General features: G+C 68.7%; 19 protein-coding genes. 11 read left to right on the top strand and 8 right to left on the bottom strand.

The window, feature by feature from the left end:
• The first annotated feature begins 189 nt into the window (after nucleotides 1-189).
• Entirely contained in the window at nucleotides 190-915 is a 726-nt protein-coding gene (locus tag D456_RS0116480; RefSeq protein ID WP_026115942.1) for a hypothetical protein, read from the top strand.
• A 376-nt stretch (nucleotides 916-1291) separates the two neighbouring features.
• Here D456_RS0116480 and D456_RS0116475 read toward each other — a convergent pair whose 3' ends face one another.
• Together D456_RS0116475 and cutA are read right to left on the bottom strand one after the other, a co-directional pair.
• Nucleotides 1292-1876 carry a hypothetical protein gene (locus tag D456_RS0116475; RefSeq protein ID WP_017577285.1) on the bottom strand — a complete coding sequence of 195 codons (585 nt, stop codon included), beginning with the start codon at nucleotides 1874-1876 and terminating at the stop codon, nucleotides 1292-1294.
• Entirely contained in the window at nucleotides 1873-2250 is a 378-nt protein-coding gene (gene cutA, locus D456_RS0116470; RefSeq protein ID WP_017577284.1) for a divalent-cation tolerance protein CutA, read from the bottom strand. The genes D456_RS0116475 and cutA overlap by 4 nt, the downstream gene beginning before the upstream one ends.
• Nucleotides 2251-2315: 65 nt before the next feature.
• Here cutA and pyrE point away from each other — a divergent pair, with 65 nt between their 5' ends.
• A complete protein-coding gene (gene pyrE, locus D456_RS0116465) occupies nucleotides 2316-2849 on the top strand; it encodes an orotate phosphoribosyltransferase (RefSeq protein ID WP_017577283.1) in 534 nt (177 codons plus the stop codon).
• Between the two features lie 51 nt (nucleotides 2850-2900).
• Here pyrE and D456_RS0116460 read toward each other — a convergent pair whose 3' ends face one another.
• On the bottom strand, nucleotides 2901-3284 hold the full coding sequence (locus D456_RS0116460) for a RodZ domain-containing protein (RefSeq protein ID WP_017577282.1): 384 nt from the start codon (nucleotides 3282-3284) through the stop codon (nucleotides 2901-2903).
• Nucleotides 3285-3574: 290 nt separating this feature from the next.
• Here D456_RS0116460 and fbaA point away from each other — a divergent pair, with 290 nt between their 5' ends.
• The 9 genes from fbaA (at nucleotide 3575) to D456_RS0116415 (ending at nucleotide 15015) form a co-directional block, all read left to right on the top strand.
• Nucleotides 3575-4597, top strand: coding sequence for a class II fructose-bisphosphate aldolase (gene fbaA / locus D456_RS0116455; RefSeq protein ID WP_017577281.1), 1023 nt, complete (start codon nucleotides 3575-3577; stop codon nucleotides 4595-4597).
• 99 nt (nucleotides 4598-4696) lie between these two features.
• Nucleotides 4697-5113: a DUF3151 domain-containing protein gene (locus tag D456_RS0116450; protein WP_017577280.1), complete on the top strand. Its 417-nt coding sequence runs from the start codon at nucleotides 4697-4699 to the stop codon at nucleotides 5111-5113.
• Between the two features lie 194 nt (nucleotides 5114-5307).
• Nucleotides 5308-6591: an adenylosuccinate synthase gene (locus tag D456_RS0116445; protein ID WP_017577279.1), complete on the top strand. Its 1284-nt coding sequence runs from the start codon at nucleotides 5308-5310 to the stop codon at nucleotides 6589-6591.
• Between the two features lie 53 nt (nucleotides 6592-6644).
• Nucleotides 6645-7901 carry a phosphoribosylamine--glycine ligase gene (gene purD / locus D456_RS0116440; RefSeq protein WP_017577278.1) on the top strand — a complete coding sequence of 419 codons (1257 nt, stop codon included), beginning with the start codon at nucleotides 6645-6647 and terminating at the stop codon, nucleotides 7899-7901.
• Nucleotides 7902-7909: 8 nt separating this feature from the next.
• On the top strand, nucleotides 7910-8815 hold the full coding sequence (locus D456_RS0116435; RefSeq protein WP_017577277.1) for a phosphoribosylaminoimidazolesuccinocarboxamide synthase: 906 nt from the start codon (nucleotides 7910-7912) through the stop codon (nucleotides 8813-8815).
• A 374-nt stretch (nucleotides 8816-9189) separates the two neighbouring features.
• Nucleotides 9190-10485, top strand: a complete 1296-nt coding sequence (gene murA, locus D456_RS0116430) for a UDP-N-acetylglucosamine 1-carboxyvinyltransferase (RefSeq protein WP_017577276.1) — start codon at nucleotides 9190-9192, stop codon at nucleotides 10483-10485.
• 247 nt (nucleotides 10486-10732) lie between these two features.
• Nucleotides 10733-11998: a hypothetical protein gene (locus tag D456_RS0116425; protein WP_040699502.1), complete on the top strand. Its 1266-nt coding sequence runs from the start codon at nucleotides 10733-10735 to the stop codon at nucleotides 11996-11998.
• Between the two features lie 648 nt (nucleotides 11999-12646).
• The gene (locus tag D456_RS0116420) at nucleotides 12647-14542 is read left to right on the top strand and encodes an AfsR/SARP family transcriptional regulator (protein WP_017577274.1); all 1896 of its coding nucleotides are present in this window, start codon (nucleotides 12647-12649) and stop codon (nucleotides 14540-14542) included.
• A complete protein-coding gene (locus tag D456_RS0116415; RefSeq protein WP_017577273.1) occupies nucleotides 14539-15015 on the top strand; it encodes a DUF1707 SHOCT-like domain-containing protein in 477 nt (158 codons plus the stop codon). Before D456_RS0116420 ends, D456_RS0116415 begins: the two co-directional genes overlap by 4 nt.
• Nucleotides 15016-15028: 13 nt before the next feature.
• Here the strand turns inward: D456_RS0116415 and D456_RS0116410 are convergent, their stop codons facing one another.
• The 5 genes from D456_RS0116410 to D456_RS0116390 form a co-directional block, all read right to left on the bottom strand.
• Complete coding sequence (locus D456_RS0116410; RefSeq protein ID WP_239643865.1) at nucleotides 15029-16924, bottom strand: TOMM precursor leader peptide-binding protein; 1896 nt, start codon at nucleotides 16922-16924, stop codon at nucleotides 15029-15031.
• Nucleotides 16925-17068: 144 nt separating this feature from the next.
• Nucleotides 17069-17248, bottom strand: a complete 180-nt coding sequence (locus D456_RS0116405) for a thiazolylpeptide-type bacteriocin (protein WP_017577271.1) — start codon at nucleotides 17246-17248, stop codon at nucleotides 17069-17071.
• A 34-nt stretch (nucleotides 17249-17282) separates the two neighbouring features.
• Nucleotides 17283-17456, bottom strand: coding sequence for a thiazolylpeptide-type bacteriocin (locus D456_RS0116400; protein WP_017577270.1), 174 nt, complete (start codon nucleotides 17454-17456; stop codon nucleotides 17283-17285).
• 35 nt (nucleotides 17457-17491) lie between these two features.
• Nucleotides 17492-17665, bottom strand: coding sequence for a thiazolylpeptide-type bacteriocin (locus D456_RS0116395; protein ID WP_017577269.1), 174 nt, complete (start codon nucleotides 17663-17665; stop codon nucleotides 17492-17494).
• A gap of 19 nt (nucleotides 17666-17684) precedes the next feature.
• Nucleotides 17685-17879, bottom strand: a complete 195-nt coding sequence (locus D456_RS0116390; protein ID WP_017577268.1) for a thiazolylpeptide-type bacteriocin — start codon at nucleotides 17877-17879, stop codon at nucleotides 17685-17687.
• Between the last annotated feature and the right edge of the window lie 82 nt (nucleotides 17880-17961).

The following is a 17961-nucleotide window of genomic DNA, read 5'->3' as shown; positions in this document are numbered from 1 at the left end:
CGGGGGGAGTCTTCACAGACCGGGAGAGGGAGGTCCGGCACCAGGTGAGGGGCCGGTTCTCGATCTTCTCTGACTTTCTCGAGAAAATATCCCGTATCTGCGTCATAGCCGCCACCGATCTCCGTGAGACGGGTGCAGGAGGACCTCGGCGGAGCCGTCGAGGTGAGCGACCGACCTGGGGGGACTGCCGTGGGTGAGACAGACGTGGACACCGGTGCCCGTGCCCTTGACCTGCGTGCTCCGTGGGGACGCCGCAGCCGGGCGAAGGGCTGGGCCGCGCCGGAGGACTGGTGGACCCCGGCCGTGGACGCGGTGTGCGCGGCCCACATCGACGGCCGCGATCTGACCGGCCCTTGCACCCGTCTCGGATCGGCTCGCGCCCGTAACAGCATCGGGGTCGGGCAGAGCCTGACCGACCTGGCGGCCTTCACCGACGTCGCCGGGTGGGACGAGCCGCCCCTGGAGCTGCTCCGTGCCCTGGCAGAGGGGTGGGCGGACGCGGATCGCGGTACCGACACCTGTCAGGACCCGCTCACCGGGCTGGCCAGCGACGCCTACCTGCGCACCCGCTTGGCCGAGCTCTACCGCTGCCCGGAGGAGGCCGAACCTGCCGCCACCCACCACCGGTTGCTCGTGGTCTCGCTCGATGCCGGGCTCGACCCATGGCGGCGCACCGCTCGCCTGATCGTGCTCGGGCACGAGCTCGGCCGGTTCTTCACCCGCGGTGAGTCGGTGTGTGTGCTCTCCCGAGGACGTGTGGCCGTCCTGGTGCCCGCTCACCCGGATCCGGCCGGGCAGGTCCAGGCCCTGCGTTCGGGACCGGGCAGCGACACGGGTGCCTCGGTGTGCGAAGTGGCGCTGCCTCCGACCCACCGGGAAGCCGTGACACTGCTCGACATCCTGGCAGGTGGATGACCCACTGACGCCGTCCGGCGCTGCGCGGCCCGCATCGAGGGGAGACGAGGCCCTGCGTCGGACGGTCCAGCCGGCCGCTGCTCCCGAGAGGGGAGAGGGGCGGTGGCCGGCCCCACCGGAGCGCGGTTCCGGGCCCTCTGGCCCCTGTCGGGGGCGGCCCGTGAACCCTCCGGAGAGGGGCGCCCCGGGGCGCCCGGGGACGCGTCCGGCAAAGGGGAGGCCGGCGCGTCCCCTCCGTACGTACGGTGGGCGGGTCCGGCGCGTTTTCCCCGCGCCGGGGAGCACATCCCCGACCGGCTCCGCGAAAAGCTCGCGCAGGCACGGGGCGGGGAGCCTCGGCGGGGCTGATCGAGCCGCCGGGCCCCCGCCGCCGTGTTCAACGCAGAGCGTGGATCAACTCCGCGAGCGCGGGGCCGGCGTCCTCCTGGCTCGCCTCCCGCACCGTCCATCCGCGCATCCCCGCGAGTTTGGCCACGTGCGCGAAGGCCGGGTCCACACACAGGTAGCCGCAGGGTGCGTCGGGCCAGTCGGCGACGGCGGGCAGGGACTCGGTGAGGTAACCCTCCGGGACCTCGGGCATGTCGGGCACGGTGCCCTCGGGGCTCTGCCGTGCGGCAATGTCGGTGCGGGTGGGGCTCCCGGGCTGGGGCAGCCACGCGTCGACGAACACGTACGCGTGGACGGGCCGGTGGGCGGCACGCTGGGCCGCCCCGACGGCGCCGAGCAGGGGTCCGGCACCGCCCTCGGCCACGAGGGCGAGCGGGGCGCGGGGATCCTCCGCGGGCAGGCGCCGACCGGTCTCCAGGCTCGCGCGGGCGACGTAACGCGCGGCGTAGGGGGCGCGGTCGTCGTCGGGGATCTCCGGCAGGACCGGGTGCAGGCCGTGCTCGTCCAGGTGGGGCGCGAGCGTGTGCACGCGCCCGGGGGCACTCAGGGGCGGGGGGAGCAGTACTGCGATCAAGCCGTACCGCCTGCCCGGGTCTCCTCCCGCACCCAGTCGAGGTAGGCGGGGTTCCCGCCGACCACGGGGACCGCGACGATCTCGGGGACGTCGTAGGGGTGCACGTCGAGGATGCGGCTGGTGAGGGCATCCAAGCGGTCGGACGTGGTCTTGATCACGACGATCCACTCGGGGTCGTTCTGCACCTGGCCCTCCCAGCGGTAGAAGCTGGTGATGGGTCCGCTGACCTGGGCGCACGCGGCGACCTGGTGTTCGACCACTGACCGGGCGACGTTCCGGGCACCCTCCTCGGTGTCGACGGTGGTCTCGACCCGCACGGCGTCGTCGGAAATCACGGTGCCTCCGGACTTCACGGTGTCGTCGGACTTCGTCATGGTCACCCTTCCGGCCTGGGTTCCCGGCATCGTGCCGGGACCTCGGTGTTCTAGGCTCACTGAGCATGAGCGAACGTGATGAACTCCTGCGTCAGATCAACGATAAGGCGGTCGTGCGCGGGAAGGTGACCCTGTCCTCGGGGCAGGAGGCCGACTACTACGTGGATCTGCGCCGGGTGACCCTGGACGGCGAGTCGGCACCGCTGGTGGGATCGGTGATGTTGGACAACGTCGCCGACCTGGACTTCGACGCGGTCGGCGGCCTGACGCTGGGCGCGGACCCGGTGGCTTCGGCGATGATGCACGCGGCACACGGGCGGGGCCGGAAGCTGGACGCCTTCGTGGTGCGCAAGTCCGGCAAGGCGCACGGGCTGCAGCGGCGGATCGAGGGACCGGACGTGCGGGGCCGCCGGGTCCTGGCACTGGAGGACACTTCGACGACGGGCGGTTCGGTGATGACCGCCGTGGAGGCGCTGCGCGAGGAGGGCGCCGAGGTCGTCGCGGTGGCGTTGATCCTGGACCGGGGAGCCCGGGAGGCGGTCACCGCGCAGGGGGTGGAGTACCGGTCGGTCTTCGGCGTCGCCGACCTGGACGTCTGAGGGTCTTCGCGGGCCCGGTTCACACGGGAGAGGGCCGATCGCGGTTCGGGATCAGCCGTCGATGCTGAAGCTGAACTCCGGGTCGCGGTCGGAGAGGTCGCGCTCCTCGCCGTGGACGAAGACCTCCACGGCGGTCGGGTCCTCGATGGTGACCTCGAGGCCGCCCTCTGCGCTGGTGTAGTTCACCGACTGGCCCTGTCTGAGCTCGTAGTCGAGGAGCACGTCGCCGCCGGGCTCCCGGACATGGACGTTGCTGGACTCCCCGACGACCTGGATGTACAGGGCTCCCAGGTTCTCGGGACGTTCTTCTTCGACGGATGCCTCGGAGGCGTTCGCGTTCACGCTGGTGTCTGTCGACGGCAGCGAGCGGTAGAAGAAAAACACGCCCAAGCCGACCATGCCCACCAAGAGCACGACGGCCAGAACGATGGCCATCACCTGACCAACGCCACGAGGATCGTTCCTATGCCTTCCCACGGCGTCGAATGTAGCGTGTATCACGGCAAAAAGCGACAGCAGTCGTCCAGTAGCCGCACCGATCACACAATTCGGTCACATCTTCACAGATCATCCCGTCGACTACGCTCCCTGGGAGAAGCGCAAGGAACGGGCATCCCGCGCTCCACGTGAAACCGACAACGCCGGGCACTTTGGTCTAGACCTTTTCAACGGCTCCACGGATTCGCGATACTTGGACGACACCGCCGAACCCAGGGAGGCAAGCCATGCCCATCGCCAGCCCCGACGTCTACGCCGAGATGCTTCAGCGCGCCAAGACCGAGGGTTTCGCCTACCCGGCGATCAACGTGACCTCCAGCCAGACGCTGCACGCCGCCCTGCGCGGCTTCGCGGAGGCCGAGAGCGACGGCATCATCCAGATCTCCACCGGTGGCGCGGAGTTCCTGTCCGGCGCCTCCGTCAAGGACATGGTGACCGGTTCGGTCGCCTTCGCCGAGTTCGCACGCGTGGTCGCCGAGAAGTACTCGGTCAACATCGCCCTGCACACCGACCACTGCCCCGAGAACAAGCTCGACAGCTTCGTGCGCCCGCTGCTCGAGATCTCCAAGGAGCGCGCTTCCAAGGGCCAGGAGCCGCTGTTCCAGTCGCACATGTGGGACGGCTCGGCCGTGGAGCTCGAGGACAACCTGCGCATCGCCGAGGAGCTGCTGCTCTCGTCCAAGGCCGCCAACACGATCCTGGAGATCGAGGTGGGCGTCGTCGGCGGCGAGGAGGACGGCATCGTCGGCGAGATCAACGAGAAGCTCTACACCACCCCGCAGGACGCGCTGCGCACCGCCGAGGTCCTCGGCCTGGGCGAGAAGGGCTACTACATGACCGCCCTGACCTTCGGCAACGTGCACGGCTCCTACAAGCCCGGCTTCGTGAAGCTGCGCCCCGAGGTACTCAAGAACGCCCAGACCGCCGTCTCCGAGAAGCACGGCAAGGACAAGCCGTTCGACTTCGTCTTCCACGGGGGCTCCGGCTCCACCCTGGAGGAGATCCACGAGGCCATCGACTACGGCGTCGTGAAGATGAACGTCGACACCGACACCCAGTACGCCTACACGCGTCCGGTCGTCGACCACATCATGAAGAACTACGACGGTGTGCTGAAGATCGACGGAGAGATCGGTAGCAAGAAGGCCTACGACCCGCGCGCCTACGGCAAGGTCGCCGAGGCCGGCATGGCCGCCCGTGTCGTCGAGGCCGCCAAGAGCCTGAAGTCCGCGGGCAACAAGATGCGGTGACGCCTCTCCCCGAGGGGACGCCCGGGCCCCCGCCCGGCGGCCGCCACCCGGCCGCCGGGCGATCGCAGGTCCTGCCCTGCTCGGTGGCAGGATGGGGGCATGAACCTGCACCAGAACCTGCTGAACGACCCGCCCGAGACACGCCTGCCCGACAACCAGGAAGCGCGCGAGGCCCTCGAGTCCGCCGACGACCCCAAGCCGGTCGCCGGCCGTTTCCCCGCTTTCTCCGCTGCCTGGGCCCTCCTGGCCGAGCGCGCCCTGGCCGACGGGGAGCCGGTGACCGCCTACGCCTACGCGCGCACCGGTTACCACCGCGGCCTGGACCAGCTCCGCCGCTCCGGGTGGAAGGGCCACGGGCCGATCCCGTGGGACCACGAGCCCAACCGCGGTTTCCTGCGCGCCCTGAACGCCCTCGCCCGGGCCTCCGAGCAGATCGGTGACGCCGAGGAGGCCGACCGCTGCTCGACGCTCCTGCGTGAGTCCAGCACCGAGGCCGACAAGGCTCTCAACAGCTGAGACGGCGTCAGCGTGAGCGTGCCGTGCCCCACATTTCCCGCTGCCCGCAGTGGACAGATCTCCTCTTAACCGGGAACCGCAGGTCGTGTACGCTCAATACGCAACGGCCCCTGTCGCTGCCTTGCGCCAGGGGTTCATCCATGTTCGGGGCCTGTTGCACCCCGGCTCCGGTGTCGAACTAAGAGGTAGAACCAATGCCGGCGATCACGCTCGTGGGTGCCCAGTGGGGCGACGAGGGCAAGGGCAAGGCGACCGACCTGGTGGGCGAGCAGGTCGACTACGTGGTCCGCTACCAGGGTGGCAACAACGCCGGCCACACGGTGGTCATCGGTGACCAGAAGTACGCCCTGCACCTGCTGCCGTCGGGCATCCTGTCCCCGAACGTCGTACCGGTCATCGCCAACGGCGTCGTCATCGACCCGGGTGTGCTGCTGGAGGAGCTCAACGGCCTCAAGGAGCGCGGGGTCGACACCTCTCACCTGCTCATCTCCGCGAACGCGCACCTGATCATGCCCTACCACCGGGCCCTGGACAAGGTCAGCGAACGCTTCCTCGGCAAGGGCCGCATCGGCACCACCGGCCGCGGTATCGGCCCCACCTACGCCGACAAGATCTCGCGCCAGGGCGTGCGTGTGCAGGACATGTTCGACCCGAAGATCCTGCGCAAGAAGATCGAACTGGCCCTCAACGACAAGAACCAGCTGCTCACCAAGGTCTACAACCGCCGCGGCCTGGACGCCGAGGCCATCATCGAGGAGTACCTGGGCTACGCCGAGGAACTGCGCTCCCACGTGGCCGACACCTCGCTGGTCCTCAACAGGGCGCTGGACGAGGGCAAGACGGTCTACCTGGAAGGTTCGCAGGGCACGCTGCTCGACATCGATCACGGCACCTACCCGTTCGTGACCTCTTCCTCGCCGACCTCGGGCGGCGCCACCTCCGGTTCGGGCATCGGCCCCACCCGCATCACCAAGGTCGTGGGCATCATCAAGGCCTACACGACGCGTGTCGGCTCCGGCCCCTTCCCCACGGAGCTGCTGAACGAGGAGGGCGAATGGCTGCGCACCCAGGGCGGTGAGTACGGCGTCACCACGGGCCGCGACCGCCGCTGCGGCTGGTTCGACGCCCCGATCGCCCGCTACGCCACCCGCGTCAACGGTGTCACCGACTTCTTCCTCACCAAGCTGGACGTGCTCACCGGCCTGGACCGCATCCCGGTGTGCGTGGGCTACGACGTCGACGGGGTCCACCACGACGAGATCCCCATGACGCAGACCGAGTTCCACCACGCGACCCCCGTGTACGAGTACCTCGACGGGTGGACCGAGGACATCACGGGGGCCCGTGAATTCGCCGAACTCCCCAAGAACGCGCAGGGGTACGTGCGTACTCTGGAGGAGATGGCGGGGGCGCCGATCTCCGCCATCGGCGTCGGGCCGGGCCGGGACGAGACGCTCCAGCTGCGTCCGCTCGTCTGACCCCGACCGCCACCGCACGCACCAGTCCTTCCATCACGAAGAGGCCCCCTCCAGTGAAAGCCCTCGTTCTCGGCGGCGGAGGCCGCGAGCACGCACTCGTCCGAGCCCTGTCCCTGGACCCGGGCATCACCGACCTGCACTGTGCCCCCGGCAACCCGGGTATCTCCGAACTGGCCGAGAACCACGTGATCAACGTGACCGACGGCCTGGCAGTGACGGAGCTGGCCGCACGTATCCGCGCCGAGCTCGTCGTCATCGGACCCGAGGCACCTCTGGTGGCCGGGGTGCCCGACGCCCTGCGCGAACGCGGTATCCCCGTGTTCGGCCCCGACCAGGACGCCGCACGGCTGGAGGGGTCCAAGGCCTTCGCCAAGGAGGTCATGGAGGCCGCCGGTGTGCCCACCGCGAAGGCCCGGGCGTGCCGCACCGCGAGCCAGGTCGCCGAGGCCCTCGACACCTTCGGCCCGCCCTACGTGGTCAAGAACGACGGCCTGGCCGCCGGCAAGGGTGTCGTGGTCACCGAGGACCGTGCACTCGCCGAGCGCCACGCGCGCGAATGCGGACGTGTGGTCGTCGAGGAGTTCCTCGACGGCCCCGAGGTGTCGTTGTTCGTGCTCAGCGACGGCAAGCACGCGCTCCCGCTGCTGCCGGCCCAGGACTTCAAGCGCGCCCACGACGGCGACCTGGGCCCCAACACCGGCGGGATGGGTGCCTACTCCCCCGTTCCGTGGGCCCCGGCCGGCCTGACCGACGAGGTCATGGGGTCGGTCGTGCGTCCCACGCTCGTGGAGATGAACCGGCGCGGAGCCCGCTACCAGGGGCTGCTGTACGTCGGCCTGTCCCTGACCTCGCAGGGCCCCCGGGTGATCGAGTTCAACGCGCGCTTCGGTGACCCGGAGACCCAGGTGATCCTGGACCGCCTGTCCACACCGGTCGGCGCGGTCCTGCAGGCCACCGACACGGGCGGGCTGGGCGCGATCGGTTCACTGAACTGGAAGACGGGTGCGGCCGTGACCGTGGTGGTCGCCGCCGAGAACTACCCCGGCGACCCGGTCAAGGGCGACCTCGTGCACGGGCTGGACGCCGCCAACGCCCTGGAGGGTGCCTACGTTCTGCACGCCGGCACGGCGTGGGCGCCCGACGGCGGGGTCAAGGCCAACGGCGGTCGGGTGCTGAACGCGGTGGGCACCGGCGCGGACCTGCGTCAGGCCCGCGACCGTGCCTACGCGGCGGTCTCGCGCATCGAGCTGCGCGGTTCCTTCCACCGCACCGACATCGCCGAGCACGCCGTCACACAGTTGCAGGCCTGAAAGGCACCATGAGCGGTTTTGTCACCCGCCCGGAGCCCGCCCGGGTCGAGGGCCTCACACATCTGCACACCGGCAAGGTGCGCGACCTCTACTCCACGGCCGACGGACACCTGGTCATGGTGGCCAGTGACCGCATCTCGGCCTACGACTGGGTCCTGCCCACCGAGATCCCCGGAAAGGGCCGGATCCTCACACAGCTGTCGCTGTGGTGGTTCGAGCGTTTGGGCGATCTGGTACCCGACCACGTGGTCTCGGACGTCCCGCCGGAGGGTGCACCCGCCGACTGGGCCGGCCGCACCCTGGTGTGCAAACCCTTGGACATGGTGCCGGTCGAGTGTGTCGCCCGAGGCCATCTGGCGGGCTCGGGGTTGGCCGAGTACCGCGCCGAGGGCACGGTGTGCGGTGTCGAGCTCCCCGACGGGCTGACCGACGGGTCGCTCCTGCCGGAGCCGGTCTTCACCCCGGCGGTCAAGGCCGAGGTGGGCGAACACGACGAGAACGTCCCCTACGCCGCGGTTGCGGACCGGCACGGGCACGCCCTCGCCGCCGAACTGCGCGGGACGACCCTGCGCCTGTACGAGCGGGGACGCGAGATCGCGGCCGAGCGCGGGGTGATCCTGGCCGACACCAAGTTCGAGTTCGGCCGGGACCGGGACGGCACGCTCGTGCTGGGTGACGAGGTGTTGACCCCGGATTCCTCCCGGTACTGGCCGGCCGACGAGTGGGTACCGGGCAAGCCGCAGCCTTCCTTCGACAAGCAGGTCCTGCGCGACTGGCTCACCTCGCGGGCCTCCGGGTGGGACCGTGCTTCGGAGGACCCGCCGCCCGCGCTGCCCGAGAACGTGGTGGAGCACACTCTGAGCCGTTACACCGAGATCCACCTGCGGTTGACCGGCTCGGAGCCCTCTCTCTGACCTTCCACGGCACAGTGATTCAGCACACGGGAGCGCCGTTTCACTTTCGATACCACGTATGGTGGTGTACGTCGTGCGCGCCGCCGCTTGGCGGACACCCACGCGTCCGGCATCCCTGGTCTTTCCCGTCGGACGGACACCACTTTGACCGTTTGCCGGGACTCTATCCGTGATCTGCGGGTATACCACGTCCTGGGTCTGTCATGCGCGAGCCGTGGCCACGGGGTCGTCGCGGGCCATCGACCCAACGGCCACGCAGGTCAAGCGCAAGATGGTCGCAACGTTCCAGGGGAAACCCGCGTCTCAACGCACATAGGCAAAACCCGACGAGGGTGGACCCTTCACACATCTGCCTGACGAAGGAGCACATGAGCATGGGCCAGGAGGTTCGTTACCGCGTCCGCGGCGGGCGCCCCCTCAGTGGAACAGCGTTCATCCAAGGCGCGAAGAATGCCGTCCTGCCGATGATCGGGGCCGCGCTCCTCGCGGCCAAGGGCCGCACAGTGCTGCGGAACGTCCCTGTCATCGAGGACGTCTACCGCGCACTGGAGCTCGCTGAGCACGTGGGCGCCAAGGTCGCCTTCCACGAGGAAGAGCGCACCGTCGTCATCGACGCGTCCCAGTTGAACGACCCCGAGCGTGCCGTCCTTCCGGCGGACATCGCGGCCAAGTTCCGCGGCTCCGTCCTCTTCGTTCCCGCGCTGATGCACCGCACCGGCTCCGCCCGTATCGAGGGTGTGGGCGGCTGCAACCTCGGCAGCCGCAACCTGGACTTCCACTACCGCGGTTTCGCCCGCCTGGGCGCCGAGGTGACCGAGGACGCCGAACGCAACCACATCAACGTCGAGGCCTCCAACCTGCGCGGTGGCCGTCTCTACCTGGACACCCCGTCGCACACGGGCACCGAGAACCTGCTCATGGCGGCCGTGCTCGCGCCCGGCACCACGGTCATCGAGCACGCGGCCCTGGAGCCCGAGGTCCTCGACGTCATCGACTTCCTGAGCGCCATGGGCGCCAAGATCAGCGGCGGCGGGACCGGCCTCATCACCGTCGAGGGTGTCGAGGAGCTCACCGCCGTCGAGCACACGATCATGTCCGACCGTATCGACGCCGGTGTGTTCGCCATGACCGTGGCCGCCACCGGTGGCGAGGTCAGCCTGGTCGGCGCGCACCTGGACCACCTGGGTGTGGCCCGTTGGAAACTCGAGCAGATGGGCGTGGGTTTCTCCCAGGAGGGAGCCGTTCTGCACGTCCAGCGCGACCCGTCCGTGCGGCTGCGCCCGATCAACGCGGTCACGTCGCCGTTCCCGGGCTTTGCCACGGACCTGCAGTCGCCGCTGATGGCTCTGGCCACGATGGCCGAGGGCGAGAGCTACATCCACGAGGCCATCTACGACGGCCGCTTCGCCCTGGCGGACGAGCTCAACAAGATGGGCGCCAAGATCGAGGTCGAGGGTACGCGCGCCATCGTGCACGGCCCGACCGAGCTCCGCGGGGCCGAGGTCATCGCACACGACCTCCGCACCGGTGCGGCGCTGGTCCTGGCCGGACTGGTCGCCGAGGGTGAGACGATCGTAGCGCCCGGGTATCTGGTGGACCGCGGCCATGCCCAGTTCGCGACACGCCTCGCCGCTCTGGGAGCGGACGTGGAGCGCGTGAACTTCTCCTAGGCCGAAAACGCAGTTCAAGCCGGGGTGGGGGGCCTCTCCCGCCCGGGCTTTCGGCGTTGATATGGAAAACGATCTTCCTTGGCCCCGCACAATGGGTACGATCGCGGCAATCATGTCGTGACAGAGACCAGGTCGGGAAACCAGTGGGCGCACATAGTGAAGAGCGTGGAATGGTAGCGGGGAGCAGCCCGAGGTGAGTGCCCAGCGTACTGGCGATTTGACGATCGGCGTCATCGGACCCCATGAGGTGGTCGAGCGCGTCATGCTCATGGGTCCGGGGTCCACGGGGCCCCTCAACGCCAGACTCATCGCCGCCGCGTACCGAGAGGAACAAGAGGCGACGGACAAGGTCGTCAGGCTGGGTTCGGCGATCGACGCATACCTGTTCGCCAGCCCTGTCCCCTACGAGTTCGCACGAAAGGCCGGCGTGCTGACGATGCCCGCCACCTTCGTGCCGCTCGGAGGGGCGAGTCTGCACGAAGCACTGCTCCGAGCGACCCTGGACGATCGCTTCGATCCGACCAGAGCCAGCTTGGACATGCTCGGTCGCGCGGATGTGGTCGAAGCCTATTCCGAGGTCGACCTACCGGTCGACGGTATCCATGTCCACGAGGAGCTCACCAACACCGCCCAGCTCACCTCCTTCCACGAGGGTCTGTGGCGCCGCAAGGCCACCAGGATGGCGATCACGTGCGTACGCGGGGTCGCCGAACGCCTGGAGGCCATCGGGGTTCCGGTGATCCGGTTGCGTCCGACCAACGCCGGTGTGCGCAGCGCTCTGCAGACCGCCGGGTTGCTGGGGGCCCACCACCGCTTGGAGGAGGCACAGCTCGGGGTGGTCGTCGTGGACGTGCCCACTCTGCGGGACTCCTCACGGCGCTCGACCCCGCGTTACTGGCGGGAGGAACTGCGCCTGTCCCTGCACCGCCTGCTGCTGCAGGAGGCGCACAGGATCAACGCGACCGCCCACCGGCTGGACGACCACTCGTTCATGATCACGGCGACCCGCGGGTCGTTGGTCACGGCGACGGAGGGGTTCCGCCAGCCGCCGTTCGTGGAACGCATCAAGGCCGAACTGGGCATCGCCATCGAGGTCGGTATCGGGATGGGCCGCACCACCCAGGACGCCGAGACACACGCACGGGCCGCCCTGAACCGCGCTCAGGCGTCGCGTCAGAGCTTCGCAGTGGACCGTGAGGGGCGTTCCCTGGTCCCGGCCCAGCGCGCGCCCGCACGGCAGCCCTCGGAGCCGCTGCGCACCAAGGGACGCGAGACGCTGATGCGTCTGTCGGAGAAGATCGCCGAAGAGGACGGGCCGCTCGTCGTGGACGCGGAGAACGCCGGGCGCATGCTCGGGGTCACCTCCCGGACCGCACGGCGCCTGCTGCGCACCCTGGTGGAGGAGGGCCTGGCCTGGCCCCTGCCGCCCAACCGCACTCTGCAGCCCGGCCGTCCGCGCCAGCTCTACCGGCTGATCATCGAGAAGCTCGACAAGGACGCGGCCGGCAAGTAGGCAGCAACGCTCCGTTCGCACAAGAGGGGGTGTCTCCCGCGGGAGACACCCCCTCTGTGTGTCCGGCTTCCGGTACCTGTTCTGCGCAGGCCCGCGCTCGGCCGTAGCAGGGGCGGCCGACCGAGATACCCATCGGGACCAAGTCCCTTAATTGCGATTGAATTTCTCTCGGCGAAAACAGTTGCACTCACAAGTGAGGCGTAATAAATAGATATAAAGGACATCAGCCACAAACACCAACATCCCGCAACAGACTGAAGGGAGATCGGAACCGAGCGTAACCCCAGCGGTCACAGTGCACTCGCAGACGGTGATCCCCTGCCCCCGGCACGGAGAACCAATCTTCCCGCCCGAGGGGATGACAACGGGTACTCGACATGAATTTCCTGGAACAGGATCGTTCCACAAGAAAATGGGAAAGACGGGCCACAAGCCCCGGCCCCTCGGCAGTGAGAGCCGAAACGTATTGCTGAGACCGGCACTCCGTGAAACACCTCCGTCGAGGCCCGCCCCACGTTCTACCCACCATGTCCCAACCCTGCAGTGACCGCGCCGGCACAGCTCGGCCCGCGCGGGAGGAACGGGCCCGAGAGAACTCGGGCTCCCCCGGAAGGCCATCCCCTGACAGACGAGGCGCGCAGCAAAGCGATGAACTACAGATTCGAGATCCTCGGGCCCGCCACCGTCGTCTCGGACGGCGAGGACGTCGTCCTGCCCTCGACGAAACCGAGCGCCATACTCGCGAGCCTTCTCCTCAAGTGCAACTCCTTCGTCTCTCTCGAGTACCTGAAGTACGCACTTTGGGGTGAGGATGCACCGGCCAACGCCGATGTCACCCTGCCGACATACATACTCCGGCTCCGACGACTTCTCCGGAAGTACGACCGCGACGCCGACCCGATCACCACCATGCCCCGCGGGTATTCCATAAACATTCCCGCCAACAGCGACTCCCTCGACCTCCTCGTCTTCCGCCGGCTGGTGGAGAAGGGCTCCGCCTACCGGTCCTCGGGGGAGGTGGAGAACGAACGCTCGGCACTCGTCCGGGCCGAGAAACTGTGGAAGGGACCGGCGCTGTCCAACATCCCCTCGGAGACCCTGCACCGCGAGGAGACCCCCTCGCTGAACGACCAATGGTTCGACGTGCTCGAGCGCCGGTTCACCATCGACCTGACCCTGGGGGACTTCGAGGGCCTGGCACCCCAGGTCCGCCAAGCCATCACCCACCGTCCTGAGCGGGAACGCTACTGGGAACAGCTCATCGAAGCGCTCTACCGCTCCGGACGCACGACGGAGGCCCTGAACGAGTACCGCAAGGTCCACGAGTACCTCACCACCGAGTTGGGCATCGAACCCCGCCAGAGCCTGCAGGAACTCCACCTCCAAGTGCTGCGTCAGGCCGATGTCATGCCCCCGTCGGGCGGCGCCGGCGAGGCCGTGACCCTGATCCCACGAAGTCGGCGCTGGACCGGCACCGAGGCCCCCGCCCCTCCACCCGACAAGGATCCGGTCCCGAGGCGCTCCGGCCCCAACCACCTCCCCCTGTCCCCCGATTTCTTCGGACGCTGCGAGACGGTCGAGTCACTGGTCGAGGAGGTGATCGACACCGACACACCGGTCGTGGTCGTGACCGGACCTCCCTCCGTCGGCAAGACGGAGACGGCCTTGCGTACAGCGAAACGTTGCGAGGACAGATTCAGCGGAGGTGTCTACCTTGCGCGTTTCGACCGGCCCGACGGCACCCGCCGGGACCGGCCCTCGGTCCTGTGCGACCTGCTACGGCAGGCAGGGGTGGAGCTGGGTCCGGAGGCCGGCCGGGCCACACACGAGGCTCGACTGCTCAGCGCTTGGCAGTCGGTGGTGGCCGACCGCCCCTGCCTCCTCGTCGTCGACGGTGTCCGTCACTCCGCCGAGTCGGTTCCCCTGCTCCCTCCGTCCTCGGAATCCCGAGCACTCGTCACCAGCCGTAACGCGCTCCCCCGTCTGATCGCCTTCCACGGGGCCCGGCCCCACAGCCTCGCCCCGTTGAGCCGTAACCACGCGGTCCGACTCCTGAGCCACATCATCGGGGAGGAGGCCGAGGTCCGGGGCCCCGCAGTTCTGCAACGCATCGCCGACGCGTGCGGCGGCCTTCCCGGAGCGGTCCGGTTGGCGGGGGCCAAATTCGTCTCCACTCCGCATCTCGCACTGGAGGAGTTCGCCACGTTGCTGGAGGACTCGCCCTTCGAGCAGCTCTCGGCCGCTTCGGAATCGGAGTTCTCACTACGGGAGGAGTTCCTGCACTGCTTCGACGAAGTGAGCAGGCCGGCCCAACGCCTCTTCCTCGGCCTGGCCGCCGGCGAGCACCAGGGGGTGGCCGCACGGGAGCTCTACGCGGACTTCCCCGGAACAGCCACCGAATTCGACCAAGCTCTGGGAGAGCTGTACGACGCCTCCCTGATCCACCATTGTGGTACCGACCGCCTCGGCGTCTACCGACTGCTCCGAGAAGTCGTGACCACGTCCCGTGCCCCGCTCGCGGCGGCCGAAGAAACCGGAGGATGACCACAGTGCAGGACGACCGCAGCGATGACTTGCAGCGTGTCTCGGACGCCGACCGCGATGCCGCCACAACCATGTTGCGGACCGCTTTCGAGGAGGGGCGGCTGGCGCAGGACGAGCACGCCGAGCGGGTCGACGCCGCTCTCGGAGCACGGACCCGTGGTGAGCTCGAGACCCTCGTGACCGACCTCGCGGCGACCGGTGAGAGTCACCCGGAGCGGCCCCACCGGTCGCAGAAGGGTTCCGAGGAGGTGGAGAGCACCGATGAGGTGGAGGACACCGGGGAGGACGACGAGGGCTCACGGCTGAGCCCCCTCGCCGTCTGGGGGATCTTCAGCGCGGTCATGTTCTTCATCTGGGCGGTCCCGGCTCTGGTCATGGGCTACCCGGTGGGTGTGCTCGGGTGGGCGCTCTTCTGCGGTTTCTGGGGCATCCCACCGCTGATCGTGACACTCGTGCGCCGACGCCGGTCCTGAGCCGGACGCCCGTCTAGGGGAAGGGGTGGGGGACCGGGTTCGGTACCCCTGCCCCCGCTCCAGCGGTCCGCTCCACCAATTCACGGAAGCGCGGCAGGGTGAACACACGCTGTTTGTGCCAACCGAAGTCGATGGGTGTCAGACCCGGCACGATCACGGCCACGTTGGACAACCCGGCGGCAGCCTGCTCGGGTGAGGTCTGGTCGACCCCGAGGACGTCGAAGCCGCGTTCGGTCAGGACCGAGACGCACGAACGCAGATCCTCCGACAGGTCCTCGCTGCGGGGGCGCCTGGACTCCCAGTCCCGGTACAGGTCCTCGAACCGGCGCTCCCGGCGCTCCCCCAACAGGAAGTCCGCTTCCGGGGCCATCCTGGGCAGGGCGAACAGCAACGGGTGGTCCTTCAGCTCACGCACCAGGCCGTGGTCGTCCACCATGGCCTCGATCTCCGTGCGGCGTCGCTCGGTGCGCAGAGGAAGCGACGGGATGTAGGTGGCGATCTCCTCCACGGCCGAGCGCACGGCTGAACCCGGGTCGAGGCCCGAGCCCGCGGCGAAACACAAGCTGCCCATCCCGCCGTCCCGACGCACCCCTACCGCGTTGACCACGGGGAAGGGCAGATCGATCCGGTTGTCGAAGAGGCGCACGTCGTATCCGTGCAGACGGATGCGGTCGATCATGTGGCGGGTCTCGGGATCGGCCAGCGAGGTAATGTCGATCTCCGGCAACGCAAGCCCGGCGTACCAGGCGAGGACGAAGGCGTCGCGCTCCACCAGTTCCAGGAGACCGTGCAGGAGCGCTTCCTCCGGAGTACTGCCGACCGCACACCCGTTGGAGCACTCGTCCACGAAGGCTCCGGGTTCACCGTCCCGTACGTAGTAGACGAGCTGTTCGGGCACCAGGACCGGCTCGTCGTCGCGCAGCGAGCGCCCCCACACCCACCGTGTCCGCAGATCCGGGGTGTACGGGTTCAGACGGGTCCCGTCCTCGCCGTGGAACGCGTCGTCGTAGAGTCCGCACTCCGAGGGGTCCAGCACCCGTAGACCGCGGTCGAGGAGTTCGTTGCGGCTGCCCGTCACCAGGGTGTCGTGGCGCCTCTGCTGTGTACCCGCATGGCGTTCGAGCCCCTCGAAGACACCGAAGAGCCGGCTCGTGGCGTAGGAATCGGTTTGACCGGACCATCCCACGTCCAGCAACAGGCCGGCGGCCGTGATCCGCATGTTCCCCGTCGCCGGAGCCATGGTCGGGGACGTCAGGTCCACGTGGACGGTCTCTCCGAGCACACCGCAGACAGGGTTGACGAAGACACTCGTGTCGACGTCGAACCCGTCGGAGCCGCGGAGCCGGTAGGTGTCCTGGTCGGGTTTGGTCCTCGTGCGCAGCTCGGGCAGAGCGGTCTCCGGGCTCGTCGGCACCGGCCGGGCACAGTGGGGACAACCGGAGTCGGCCAGCAGCGGAAAGGTCCGCACCGTGAGCGAGGACAGGGCCAGCTCGACCACACCGGCGGTCCGGTCGGACCACCCGTGGTCACGACCGTTCAGGACGGCATCGGTGTACAGCTGATGGACGCTCTCGACAGTGAAGTCGGTGATCCAGGGATCAGCGGCCCTGCGTTCGAAGGCCGTGTCGGCCTCCAGGGCCCTGCGCTCGGCCTCGGGCCGCAGCCGCTGCCAACGGCCCACCAGACACCGCGTGCACGGACCGGCCTCTCCCCCGCCGACCGGGCCGATCAACACCGAACGGGGCGTGAGGAAGACTTCGGTGTGCCGGCTGCCCGCGGTGTTCGGCACCATGTCCCGCTCACCCAGTTCACGGACCCGGGGGTTCCGGCCCGCGGGGAGCCCGGACCGCGACCAGCGCAGGTCCAGCTCTCGGCTCAGGAACGCCAGACCGCCCTCGGCGGTTCCCATGTCGTACACCTGTCTTCCGGTCTCCTTCACGTCGTCAGGACCGCCGTACCGGAAAGGTCCCGGTACGGCGGCGGTGGGCATACCGTCCCCTGCCGCGGCCGAGGGGGGGTTCCTCGGGGCACTCGGGGACGGCGGCCGCTTCAGCTAGGCACAGCTGCTGGCCGTGCTGGTGCAGCTGGTGCAGCTCGAGCAGCAGCTGGTGCTGCTGGTGGAGGTGGTACCGGAGAGCATCTCCTCGGGGGACTCGGCGAAGTCCAGGACCTCGAAGGTCTCCGACTCGAGCTGCTCCAGCTCGTTGCGCAGACCGTACAGGGGCTGACTCATGTCACTCTTCTTTCACTCGTGCGGGGGAGGCGCCTCAGAAGGACGCGCAGCTGGTGCAACTGGTGCAGCTCGAGCAGCAGCTGGTGCTGCTGGTGGAGGTGGTGCCGGCGAGCATCTCCTCCGGGGAGTCAGCGAAGTCCAGGACCTCGAAGGTCTCCGACTCGAGCTGCTCCAGCTCGGTCCGCAGACCGTACAGGGGCTGACTCATGCCACTCTTCCTTCACTCGTCATGGGGTTCGTGTATCAGGACGCGCAGCTGGTGCAACTACTGCAGCTGCTGCACGTACTGGTGCTGCTGGTGGAGGTGGTGCCGGCGAGCATCTCCTCCGGGGAGCCGGCGAAGTCCAGGACCTCGAAGGTCTCCGACTCGAGCTGCTCCAGTTCGTTGTGCAGGAGGTCGAGGTTGCCGTTCGTCAAGGCGACGTGTCCTTCCTCGTCAGCCGCCGGAGCAGCTGGTGCTGGAGCAGCTGCTGCTGGAGCAGCTGGAGGTGCAGCTGGTGGTGGAGGTGGTGCTGCCGAGCATCTCCTCGCGGGCCTCGACCAGGTCGAGGACCTCGAAGGTCTCCGACTCCAGGAGCTCCAGCTCACCCTGGAGCCCGGACAGCGCGTCCGGTCCGGTTCCTCTGCGCATCAGTGCTTCCTTTCGACGGTCGTCACATGGACCGGGTACGCGTCCCCGCCCCGCGAGGAGGAGGGGTCGCGCGCCCGAGCAA

Origin of the sequence: Nocardiopsis kunsanensis DSM 44524, assembly GCF_000340965.1 — a bacterium.
In the GTDB taxonomy this organism is placed as follows: domain Bacteria; phylum Actinomycetota; class Actinomycetes; order Streptosporangiales; family Streptosporangiaceae; genus Nocardiopsis; species Nocardiopsis kunsanensis.
The sequence above is the reverse complement of the archived record's forward strand: the minus strand, read 5'-3'. Positions and strand labels throughout refer to the sequence as shown.